This window comes from Pseudoalteromonas sp. NBT06-2 (assembly GCF_002276045.1).
Taxonomy (GTDB): domain Bacteria; phylum Pseudomonadota; class Gammaproteobacteria; order Enterobacterales; family Alteromonadaceae; genus Pseudoalteromonas.
The window spans coordinates 18,524-30,372 of record NZ_NQMR01000113.1; the positions used below are offsets into that span (position 1 = coordinate 18,524).

The 11,849-nt window shown below is 33.6% G+C and carries 12 protein-coding genes; 4 read left to right on the plus strand and 8 right to left on the minus strand.

The genetic code is table 11. The annotated features are described in order from the left end of the window. The first annotated feature begins 232 nt into the window (after positions 1-232). The 3 genes from nrdA to yfaE all read left to right on the plus strand — a co-directional run bounded on the left by nrdA (position 233) and on the right by yfaE (position 4,008). Positions 233-2,512, plus strand: a complete 2,280-nt coding sequence (gene nrdA / locus CJF42_RS18705) for a class 1a ribonucleoside-diphosphate reductase subunit alpha (RefSeq protein WP_095368136.1) — start codon at positions 233-235, stop codon at positions 2,510-2,512. A gap of 87 nt (positions 2,513-2,599) precedes the next feature. Continuing rightward, entirely contained in the window at positions 2,600-3,730 is a 1,131-nt protein-coding gene (nrdB, locus tag CJF42_RS18710) for a class Ia ribonucleoside-diphosphate reductase subunit beta (protein ID WP_095368137.1), read from the plus strand. Positions 3,731-3,744: 14 nt separating this feature from the next. Further along, positions 3,745-4,008, plus strand: a complete 264-nt coding sequence (yfaE, locus tag CJF42_RS18715) for a class I ribonucleotide reductase maintenance protein YfaE (protein ID WP_095368138.1) — start codon at positions 3,745-3,747, stop codon at positions 4,006-4,008. 6 nt (positions 4,009-4,014) lie between these two features. Here the strand turns inward: yfaE and CJF42_RS18720 are convergent, their stop codons facing one another. Next, positions 4,015-4,548 carry a YaeQ family protein gene (locus tag CJF42_RS18720; protein WP_095368139.1) on the minus strand — a complete coding sequence of 178 codons (534 nt, stop codon included), beginning with the start codon at positions 4,546-4,548 and terminating at the stop codon, positions 4,015-4,017. A 147-nt stretch (positions 4,549-4,695) separates the two neighbouring features. On the opposite strand from CJF42_RS18720, the gene CJF42_RS18725 reads away from it, so the two are divergent. Further along, positions 4,696-7,101, plus strand: a complete 2,406-nt coding sequence (locus CJF42_RS18725) for a TonB-dependent receptor (RefSeq protein WP_095368140.1) — start codon at positions 4,696-4,698, stop codon at positions 7,099-7,101. A 278-nt stretch (positions 7,102-7,379) separates the two neighbouring features. Here the strand turns inward: CJF42_RS18725 and CJF42_RS18730 are convergent, their stop codons facing one another. The 7 genes from CJF42_RS18730 to CJF42_RS27640 all read right to left on the minus strand — a co-directional run. Next, positions 7,380-7,898, minus strand: a complete 519-nt coding sequence (locus CJF42_RS18730; protein WP_095368141.1) for a hypothetical protein — start codon at positions 7,896-7,898, stop codon at positions 7,380-7,382. A 60-nt stretch (positions 7,899-7,958) separates the two neighbouring features. Next, the gene (locus CJF42_RS18735; protein ID WP_095368142.1) at positions 7,959-8,648 is read right to left on the minus strand and encodes a flagellin; all 690 of its coding nucleotides are present in this window, start codon (positions 8,646-8,648) and stop codon (positions 7,959-7,961) included. A gap of 106 nt (positions 8,649-8,754) precedes the next feature. Continuing rightward, entirely contained in the window at positions 8,755-9,222 is a 468-nt protein-coding gene (locus CJF42_RS18740; RefSeq protein ID WP_353651693.1) for a GNAT family N-acetyltransferase, read from the minus strand. Positions 9,223-9,241: 19 nt separating this feature from the next. Next, entirely contained in the window at positions 9,242-9,739 is a 498-nt protein-coding gene (locus CJF42_RS18745) for an arsinothricin resistance N-acetyltransferase ArsN1 family B (protein WP_095368143.1), read from the minus strand. Positions 9,740-9,744: 5 nt separating this feature from the next. Next, on the minus strand, positions 9,745-9,915 hold the full coding sequence (locus tag CJF42_RS27635; protein ID WP_170940659.1) for a hypothetical protein: 171 nt from the start codon (positions 9,913-9,915) through the stop codon (positions 9,745-9,747). A 313-nt stretch (positions 9,916-10,228) separates the two neighbouring features. Then, positions 10,229-10,825, minus strand: a complete 597-nt coding sequence (locus CJF42_RS18750; protein ID WP_095368144.1) for a hypothetical protein — start codon at positions 10,823-10,825, stop codon at positions 10,229-10,231. Positions 10,826-11,214: 389 nt separating this feature from the next. Then, a partial coding sequence (locus CJF42_RS27640; RefSeq protein WP_170940660.1) for a DUF6796 family protein occupies positions 11,215-11,849 on the minus strand: 635 nt, incomplete at its 5' end.

Here is an 11,849-nt window from a genome sequence, read left to right on the forward strand (position 1 = left end):
ATCCACATTGTGAGCTTATTCTGTCCCTTGCAAATGATCTCATACCGCTCTATCTTGTGCTCTACAGTTTATTTGCATACATAGCTTTTAAGCAATAAAACTATTAAATGCAAGTATAAATAATATAATAAATGTGCTGACTTCATTTTTGAAGTAAAGCTGATAAAAAGCTTATATATTTTTAATATTCGTTTCGAAATTTTCGGTAACAATCAAGGAACTCAGGCAAATTATGAATCAACAGCTATCTGTGAGCAAACGTGACGGTATAAAGGAATCTCTTGATCTAGAAAAGATCCACCGTGTTGTAGAGTGGGCCGCAGAAGGTCTTGACAATGTTTCTGTATCTCAAGTTGAGTTAAAATCTCACATACAATTCTACGATGGTATTCGTACTTCAGATATTCATGAAACTATCATCAAATCTGCAGCCGACTTAATATCTAAAGAAACTCCAGATTATCAGTATCTTGCTGCGAGATTAGCAATTTTTCATCTTCGTAAAAAAGCCTATGGTAAATTTGAGCCGCCACGCTTATATAACCATGTTGTAAAGCTTGTAGAAGAAAATCGTTACGATAAACATTTATTAGTTGATTATACCGAAAACGAAATAGATCAATTAGATGAATTCTTAGATCACAATCGTGATATGAACTTTAGTTATGCAGCTGTAAAACAGCTTGAAGGTAAATACTTAGTTCAGAACCGTGTAACCGGTGAAATTTATGAAAGCGCACAGTTTTTATATATTCTGGTTGCTGCCAGCTTATTTGCTAAATACCCTGTTGAAACGCGCCTTGATTATATCAAACGTTTTTATGATGCTGTTTCGACTTTTAAAATATCTTTACCTACACCAATTATGGCCGGTGTTCGTACGCCTACAAGACAGTTTAGTTCTTGTGTATTAATTGAATGTGGCGATAGCTTAGATTCAATCAATGCGACTTCATCAGGAATTGTAAAATACGTAAGCCAACGAGCTGGTATTGGTATCAATGCAGGTCGCATTCGTGCTTTAGGTAGTGCAATCAGAAATGGTGAAGCATTCCATACTGGTTGTATTCCATTTTATAAACATTTCCAAACAGCTGTAAAAAGTTGTTCTCAAGGTGGTGTGCGAGGTGGCGCAGCAACACTATTTTATCCGTTATGGCATTTAGAAGTTGAAAATCTGCTAGTGCTTAAAAATAACCGTGGTGTTGATGATAACCGTGTCAGACATTTAGATTACGGTGTTCAATTTAACAAGCTAATGTATAGCCGTTTAATCAAAGATGATTACATCACATTATTTAGCCCATCAGATGTACCTGGCCTCTATGATGCTTTTTTTGAAGACCAAGAAAAGTTTGATGCACTTTACACACTATATGAGCAAGATGACTCTATTCGTAAAAAACGTATCAAAGCAATTGAGTTATTCTCTGTATTTGCCCAAGAACGCGCAAGCACAGGTCGTATCTATTTACAAAATGTTGATCACTGTAATACACACAGTCCATTTATCTCAACAGTGGCACCTATACGTCAATCTAACTTATGTTTAGAAATTGCATTACCAACTAAACCTCTAGAACATGTAATGGATGAAGAAGGTGAAATAGCGCTTTGTACATTATCTGCATTAAATCTTGGCGCGATTGACTCTTTAGATGAATTAGAAGAGCTAGCTGAATTAGCAGTACGTGCTTTAGATGATTTGTTAGATTATCAAGACTACCCTGTTCCGGCTGCTAAAAATGCTTCAATGGGACGTCGTACTTTAGGGATAGGTGTGATTAACTACGCATATTATCTTGCTAAAAATGGTGTTAAATATTCTGATGGAAGTGCAAATGCCCTCACGCATAGAACTTTTGAAGCATTACAATTTTACTTGATGAAAGCATCTAATGTTTTAGCAAAAGAAAAAGGCGCCTGTCCAAAATTTAATGAAACAACGTACTCTCAAGGTCTTATGCCAATTGATACTTACAAAAAAGATTTAGATAAAGTATGTGACGAAAAAATGCATCTAGATTGGGATGGTTTGCGTAAGAGTATTAAAGAACATGGCATGCGAAACTCAACGGTTTCTGCGTTGATGCCTTCTGAGACATCGTCTCAAATCTCTAATGCTACAAATGGAATTGAACCACCCCGTGGGCATATCAGTATAAAAGCAAGTAAAGATGGTATATTGAAGCAAGTTGTTCCTGAATATAACCGCTTAAAAGATAAATATGAATTATTATGGGATATCTCTTCTAACGATGGTTATTTACAGCTTGTTGGTATTATGCAGAAATTTGTAGACCAAGCAATTTCAGCAAATACAAACTATGATCCAAATAAATTTGACGGCGGTAAAGTACCTCTTAAATTACTATTAAAAGATTTATTAACGGCTTATAAACTAGGTATTAAAACTCTTTATTATCACAATACACGTGATGGTGCAGCTGATACACAAGAAGATATAATCGAAGAAGATGATGGTTGTGAAGGCGGAGCCTGTAAGATTTAAACCTCAAATTTTAGCCGCATTCTTTGCGGCTTTTATCTATCCATTGACCGTTCAATATTAAAAGTAACTTTAAGAGTTAAAAAATAAATGACTTATACAACTTTTAACCAAAACACCAATAATGCCTTACTTGAGCCTATGTTCATGGGAAACAGCGTAAATGTTTCTCGATATGATATTCAAAAACATGCTGCATTTGAAAAATTAATAGAAAAGCAACTATCGTTTTTTTGGCGTCCTGAAGAAATTGATGTATCTAAAGATAGATCTGATTGGCAAGGATTGTCTGCTCCGGAAAAGCACATTTTCATTTCTAACCTTAAGTACCAAACATTATTAGATAGTATGGCTGCGCGTTCAGTAAATGCTGTTTTACTCCCTTTAGTTTCTTTACCAGAAATTGAAACTTGGGTAGAAACATGGGCATTTAGTGAAACAATACACTCTCGTTCATATACTCATATTTTAAGAAATTTATTCACAGATCCAAGTGAAGTTTTTGACGATATTATGGTTAACCCTGCAATTTTAAAACGTGCGAGTAGTATTGCTAAGTACTTTGATGATGTTATTTTAACAACTCAATTATTACAATCTCAAGGTGAAGGTACATATGTCGTTGAAGGTAAGTCTATCGAAGTAAGTAGACGTAAGTTAAAAGAGCGTTTATTTTTAGCTATATGTTCGGTAAATGCATTAGAGGCAATCCGCTTTTATGTCAGCTTTGCGTGTAGTTTTGCGTTTGCTGAGCGAGAATTACTTGAAGGTAATGCAAAAATAATTAAGTTAATCGCACGTGATGAAGCATTACATTTAACTGGAACACAGCATATTTTAAATAACTGGATGAATGGTAACGATGATCCAGAAATGACTGAAATTTGTAAAAAATTGCATGATGAAGGTCGTCAAATTTTCTTAGATGTTGTTGAACAAGAAAAAGAATGGGCTGATTACTTGTTCAAAGATGGTTCAATGATTGGCCTTAATGCGCAGATTTTAAAGCAATATGTTGAATATATTAGTAATCACCGTATGCAAGCTATCGGCTATGATGCTCCTTTTAAAATTAAAAGTAATCCATTACCTTGGATCAACTCATATTTAGTAAGTGACAATGTGCAAGTTGCACCACAAGAAAGTGAAATAACCTCTTATTTAGTAGGTCAAGTTGATGCTGCGGTTGATGCTTCAGACTTCGATGATTTCGATCTATAGGAGTTTAAATATCAATGACAGATAAAGTATCTGTTAATACAAAGCTTATTGATTCGCAATTTGATAAGCTTTGTGATAATACCTTGCTAGACTTCCTAGAAAAAGAAAAAGTAGAAGTGCATTATCATTGCCGTGAAGGTTATTGTGGTGCGTGTCGCTGTAAACTTGTTAAAGGAAAAGTTAATTATAAAATTGAACCCTTAGCCTTTATACGTGAAGGTGAAATTTTATTATGCTGTGCGGTTCCAGATGGTGATGTTGATTTAGAGCTTGATTAAACTTCCTTAAGCTAAAGAAAGCGTATTTAAATTTGCTTCATAAAAGCCATGATTATCTGATATAGAAATTTTATTACTTTCTAATATTACCGACCAATCTAACTTTCTTTCAATATTGTCTTCAATATTATTTATAAAACAATTATCTATAGAAATTAACTGTAAGTTATCAATTAATCTTAATTTTTGTTTGTTTTCATCTAACCAATCACTATATGTTGGCGTTAAAATAATTATCTGTTTTGCCTTATGTGATGCTTTATCAATACGTTTTATTGATGGAAATCCCGCATCTAACCAGATCTCAAAACGCTCATCTAATGATTGAATACCCACATCGGGGTTAAACACATGTGCTTTAGGGCTATAGATATTAGCTTCATTCAATGGCAATAAACTATAACCTATTAGTTTTAATAAGAAATGTGTTATATCTTCGTTTGGTAGCAAAGCCAGTGTAAAATCTTTATGTTCATACCTATGATGATCAATATCAGAAACATCAATATGTGCTTTAAACAATCTGCTTTTATCAGCCATCTTAATACTCCAAATATTTATACATACTTATTAGTATAGACCAGAGATCTTACTTAATAATTCTCAAAACAGTATTGATATAATATCACATTACATTTAAACTACCTTTAATGTTACAGTATAACAAAACATAAAGGTTTTAAGTAAATGAAAATGTCATTATTAGCAAGTGCTGTTTTAACTTCTCTAGTTAGTACTAAAGCAATTGCCGCACCAGTTTCTGGAGTTATTGTAGATAATAATAATTTGCCTATCAGTAATGCTCGCATTCATTACCATGGGAAAAAACAACATGTATTAAGTAACAGTAAAGGTGAATTTACCATTGAACTAGATACCAGTGGACAACTTCATATTAGTAAAAATAGTTATTTAGATCAAAGAATTGAGGTAACACTTGAACAGCCAAATCTAAATATTGTACTCGATGCCGCTGCAATAGAGTCTGTTGTTGTATACGCCTCTGGTTTGCATAAAAATAATATGGAAATGGTTTCGCCTGTTTCAGTATTAAGTGGCGATCAACTTAAAAATAAAGCACAGGCTACACTAGGTGAAACCTTAAAAGGTATACCCGGTGTTAATTCTACTTATTTTGGTCCTGTTGCCTCTTCTCCGATCATTCGCGGTATGGATGGCCCTCGCGTTAAAGTAATGCAGAATGGCTTAGATACAAGTGATGCATCTCGTATTGGCCCAGATCATGCCACTACAACAGAATCTTTAACAGCAGAACAAATTGAAGTATTAAGAGGGCCTGTTACTTTATTATATGGCTCAGGCGCTATTGGTGGTGTTGTTAATGTAGTTGATCAGCGTATCCCAACAAGTCAGTTAGATAGCCTCTCTGGTGCTTTTGATGTCAGATATGATTCTGGCTCAAACGCACAAACTCAAGCTTTGGCTTTAAAAGGCGGAAAATCTAATTTTAATTTCCATTTTGATGCATCTAATCGCAACAGCGATAATACGCGAACACCAGACTTTACATTCGAACATGATGATGGTGATAAAGAAGTATTATCAGAAATTGAAAATACATTTTTAGAGTCAACTACTTATAATATAGGCACTAGCTATATTGCGGATCATTTCACTGCTGGTATTTTTTATAGTAAATTAGATTCAGATTATGGCATACCAGGACATGACCACGGCCATGATGAACATGATGAACATGATGAACATGATGAACATGATGAACATGATGAACATGATGAACAAGATGAACAAGAGTATCCTGTTTTTGCTAGAATGAAGCAAGAACGTACTCAAGCATTATTTATCTGGACACCGCATCATGACATCATTGAAAAAGTAGAAGCTAAATTTGGTTATACAAATTATCAACATGCAGAAATTGAGGGTGATGAAGTTGGTACCTTGTTTAAAAATGATAGTTTAGAATCTCGTATAACTGTTGAACATAATATCAACAAGTGGCATGGTGTATTAGGTTTCCATAACCTAACGTCTGAATATGAAGCTGTTGGCGAAGAAGCTTTCACTCCTGCATCAGTCACAAAGCAGCATGCTTTATTCATATTAGAAGAACGTCAACTTAATGATGTAACAATTGAGCTAGGTGCGCGATTCGAAGATTATAAATTAACTTCTGATAATTTAGAAACCGGACATGGTGAACATGAACATGAACATGAAGAGCATGACTCAAAAGAAAGCTTTTCACAATCATTCAATAATTTGAGTTTCTCAGCGGGTGCTGTATATCAGTTTGCCAAAGGTTATTCAGCCTCTTTTAGCTTAACGCATTCACAAAGAGCACCCTCTTCTGCGGAGTTATTATCAAATGGCATACATATCGCTACTGGTACCTATGACTTAGGTGCTGCGTATGAGATTGAAAACGAAACTGACGACCATATAGAGCTTCATTTTGAACCAGAAGATATAAAACAAGAAACCGCAAATAATATAGATTTCACTTTACGAAAATACACTGGTAACTTTGGTTTTACTGCCAACTTATTTTATAACGATATAAATGATTATTACCATCAACAAAATACCGGTTATGTATTTGACGCACACTCTAACGAGTTAGTACGTGCTGATATGTTATGTTGCTCGGACGAAGAAGCCATGGTGGTATATCAATTTAATACCGCAAATGCACGTTTATATGGTTTTGAGTTAGATTCACATTATCAACTTAATAATAATATGATGGTAAAAGTTTTTGCTGACTCCATTACCGCTAAATTAGATGATGACTCATATATTCCTAGGATCCCGTCAAATAAACTTGGATCTAGTTTTAAATTACAAAACCAAAATTGGGATTTTGATATGACAGTCACTCATTATTTATCTCACAATAGACTTGCACAGTATGAAACTAAAACAGATGCCTATACGTTAGTTGATTTTGGTTTTAGTTATTATTTAAATGCATTAGGAACTGACTCTACGTTATTTATTAGAGCTAACAATATTACAGATAAGTTGGGTTTTGTTCATAATTCATTTATAAAAGAACAAGCACCTTTACCTGGTAGGAATTTCACTATAGGAATTAGAGGTGACTTCTAATTCAAAACCTTAAAAAATCAAGTAAGGTGAGGCTATCGTCTCACCTCTCTCACAGAACCGTAAGTACCGACCTCGTATACGGCTCCTGTAATCAACTATTCCTTAAAAATAAGAAGCAAGAACGCCTATTCTGACTTCGTCTATTTAGTATAAAACCTATTTCTTTAAACTATTTATTCAGTATCGAATAATGTAATAAGTTGCTTCTAGCAATACACCAAAAGTCCATTTTTATGAATTTTAAGGTAATTTATAATTACAACAACAGTCAGAAAAAACTAAAGCTCAGCATAGCCAAACTTTTGTTTTAATACCTTTAATTCAGCTCGATATGATTTATCACTTTTCCAACCATAATCTTTCATGCACTCCTTAGTTATATCCTTTTTTTGCATATCCATTCTTATTTGGTGTACGGAAGTGTTATTATTTCGATTAGCTGAATTACTTTGCTTATCACAGTTTTGTTGAGAGTTCACATTTCCTGAAACCGATGCTGTAGCAGTTTTAACTATGTCGTTATTATTGTTGCTGCATTGATTACTTACCCCACCAATTTTATAAATAGCATATTCTTCACATCTTTTTGTATTCTCTTTAAATTTAGTAATCACTTTTTGTTTTTCAATTAAATAGTCTTTACGATACCTAACACAATTCTTAAATTGATCCCTATCGTGTTCCAAACAATAATCTTGCGCATTTTTCATAGGGTTAGTACTTTTACAAGCAACGAGACTTACGACAAAACTCAAAGTAATTAATTTTAAAGTAAAAAGTAGCAAATGGTTTTTCATCAAGTTTGTATCCTTTAAAAAATTTATTAATTTGATATTAAGATGCTAATTATTTTAAATTTAGACTAATTTATTAACTAATAAACCTTTTCTATCTTCATCTTCTTTTTGGATGATTAAGGAAGCTTGTAAAAGTAAGTTATTGTTTTTCTGCTCTGAAACGGCTGTCGCATAATCTGTATCTAAAATACGAGAACGAGAAGACCGACTATTAATACTAGCAACTTCATAAGTTGATATTTGACTATTCAAAGTATTAGATTGTGCTCCAATATCAGTCGAATTTGAAGCAACAGCTTCTAAAGCCTCTGTAATCAAATTTTGTGTAGCGACAGGATTACTTGAATCTAATCCAGAAATAAACTTTGAATCTCCGAGCGCATGTCCAGCAACAAGATTGATTTCTTCTGTTAGTTGCTCAAACTCAATTTGAATCGCACTATTCGAATATAAAGGATTACCAGATTGAATAGACAATTCATTAACTCGTAATAATGTATTTGTAATAGATGATAGCTGGGCATCAGTGACGTTATTTAAATTAACCTGATCTTGCGCATTTACAGAGAGGCGGTTTAATCCAGCTATTTCTGCAGATAATCTATTTGATATTTGTAGACCGGCAGCATCATCTTTTGCTGAATTGATTTTAAAACCTGACGATAACTGTTCGTTTTGCTGTTCTTGTTTTTTACTAAGCAAATCGATTTTATTTATTGCTAACGTAGGTTTGTTTATCGAAAATGTCATAGCTCAACCCATTAATAAGTCACACTTATACTATAGTGTAAAAGCAAATAGTTGAATCGTAAATGTCCAACCAAAACTTTATGCCTATGATATTTTAATGACAGAGCTAAACAATGTTCAATTTCATTTCCACTAATGACATAGAAAACCCTACTTTTTCATAGGCACGAATTGCGGCTTTATTATCTTCATAGACATCAAGATATACATCTGAAACTCCTTGATTTTTAGTCCATTCAATAAGTTCATCGATAATTTTTTTATTAATGCCCAAACCTCTGAACTCTGTTTCTACATACATAAAACCTAAATATGAATGAGTTTTATGAATTAAAGATGATGTTTTAGAAGGCCTTATTTGTGCGTATCCAGAACCAATTATTTGATTATCAATATAAGCGACAAGCAAAAGTGTATTATCATCATTGATCATATCCTTTAAATCGTAATAACTGGCGTCAACTGGCTTAATTGATGAGTTAAAAGGTCGCTCAGCTTCTAATACATTTTGCTCAAACTGTAATAGTATTTCTAAGTCTGCTATTGTTGCTTGTCTTAAATTAATATTTGTCATTTTTTCTTATTCAAATAAATTATGTTTTATTAATTAAACACTGCCAATAACCAACATCAACCCATTTATCAAACTTGAAACCTATCTCTTCGAAATGAGCGACTTGCTTCATGCCAAATTTTTCATGCAAAGCAATGCTTGCAGGATTCGGTAGGGCAATACCACCAATTAAAGAATGGATCCCTTTATTCTTTAATTTCGAAATTAACTGAGTGTATAATTTTGTTCCCCAACCTTCAGATTTTATGTTCTGCTCCAGATAAACGGTTACTTCAACTGAATGTTTATAAGCACAGCGACCATTCCATTTATTTGCATAAGCATATCCTACAACAGTGCTATTTTCATTGCGTGCTACTAACCAAGGCAGATTATCAGCTTGAATATTAACTATGCGCACACGCATATCTTCAACAGATAGTTGTTCAGTTTCAAAAGTAATATATGTGTTCAAAATGTAATGATTATAAATATGCGTAATCGCATCAATATCATTTTGTTGTACAGGTCTAATCAAGACTCTTATCCTTTTTTACGCTTTTTAAATGGAAATAAGTTAAGCCAAAATGCAGCTTCAAAAATAAAGCCTAAAACAATAAATATAAAAAAACCCGTTTCGTTGCCAAAACCATATGAACTTAATGCTGTAATAATAAGCAATACTGCAATTAACATTCGAAAAAGTACTTTCATAAAAGACGACCTTGATAATGAAAATAGTTAAAAACTAAAAGTATGATGACACAAATAATACTGATAATTAACGACTAAATAATCAGAATTGAAACAAAATATATACTAGTAATTTAATCATTACTTGTCATAACTCATAAATACATTCGTTTTATTACAATTAATGATGTCGGATACTTTTTAAACCGAAAAAATATAGGTAATCACAGCTTAAGTTTGTGTTCAATAATTTGATAAAGTTTAAGGCTGAAATATCAAAAGCAATATGAGTGTGATCTTGGCTGGGTATAGCTTGGTCACAAGACAAAAATATTTAGAGTGTAACTATGTCGAGGCTTTCTACCCAAATCAACTCACAAGCCCCTTTTCCAGTATCATTTCGTGTCAGCGAACTACTCCAATGCCAGTCATCAGTATTAGACATCACATTTACTAAGCTACCTGATATCTCAATGATATCGCCTTTGCGAACTCTATCAATAACACTTTTCACTTTATCATTTGCAGGAATAATATGCATATTAGCACTATGTGTTTCTATTTCACGTCTCGGTATCGGGAAGGACTCCACATGCCATCGATAAAATCGACGCGATTGTGATATTTTAATTTTTTCGAGAACAACTTCATCTGACATATTGCCCCAACCCAATGCTAGATCAATAGGTGAGAGATCTGCTTCACGACCAATATGATAATTTTTTCTTGATAGTACTTTTGCCCTAATACTAAATTTTGCAGTCTCCGTAATTGAATAATCATCAATACTGTAACTAACAGGTGAATCGATGCTTTCCTGCTGTGGAAGTTCGCTTACCATTACACCAGGCCCTAGTGACACTTGGCCTGAGTAATTGTAAAGTTCCCAAGCCGCACCTACAATAATTAAAAAGAAAAATATTTTTTTCATACTTACCTCAGATTCACATAACGAGCCTGTAAAATTACATTTAATTATTCTACAACCTCAATGCCATATATACCCATGACACCTCAAAATTCGTGATTTCAGCGAGAATTAAACAAGATTTAGGTAAGGTATTAATTGAAGATAATGATTGTTCTCTTATCAAAATTAATAACGCAGCATAAACCCTGTTTAAACTCGCCGAGACGACGCTTCTGAGCAAACCCACTTCATCGTTGCGCTGGTTTGAAAGGTGCCTACACCCTGCAGCAACACGCATTGAATTAAGCTCGCTCAGATAGCTCTGAAACATGCATTTTGAAGTAATAGGTCGTTAAGTCATTCTCAAAAAATATCTTATAACAACGCACTTGGCCGCTTATCGCCTTGCCTTAGGGAGCTTTCTTCTTATTTAGCCACAAAGCAAACGTAGAGCAACAAAAAAATAATAATAAAATTAGGTTTAGGTAACCACCACCAATAATTGCTTTTATTTTTCCCTCAAAATGATTTGTAATTAGATCTGTTAACAAAAAAGGAATGACAGGATTAAACAAAATAAGCCATCGAGGATAATAAGTGGCGTTTGCCCAAACAGTTGTCGCAAATAAAAAGCTGAAGATAGCAAAAGGTATATAAGCCAGATAACGAAGCGCATTATTGGCAGAAACTGCCAACTCAGTAAGTGAGCTTGGTGTAATGTCTAATTCAGCAGCGTTTTTTGCCGAAGTTGCAATTGCGATATAAGCAGCGTGGACTATACCAAAAGAGATCATTACAGCTAAAAAAGAAAGGAATACTGTTAATCTAATCCATATTTTTGCAGATTGGAAAGCAAAATATATTTGACCTGAAGCTAATGTATACAACCATGTCGAAATAAGTGCACATATTCCGCTTATTATAATTCGTTCTGATGATACAGTTGACATATTGGAAATAAAATCAGTTTGTGATCCATTATAATAAAACAGCATATCTCCTGTAAATAAAATCAAACTTCCTAACAGCAATTCTCGGTGAATTA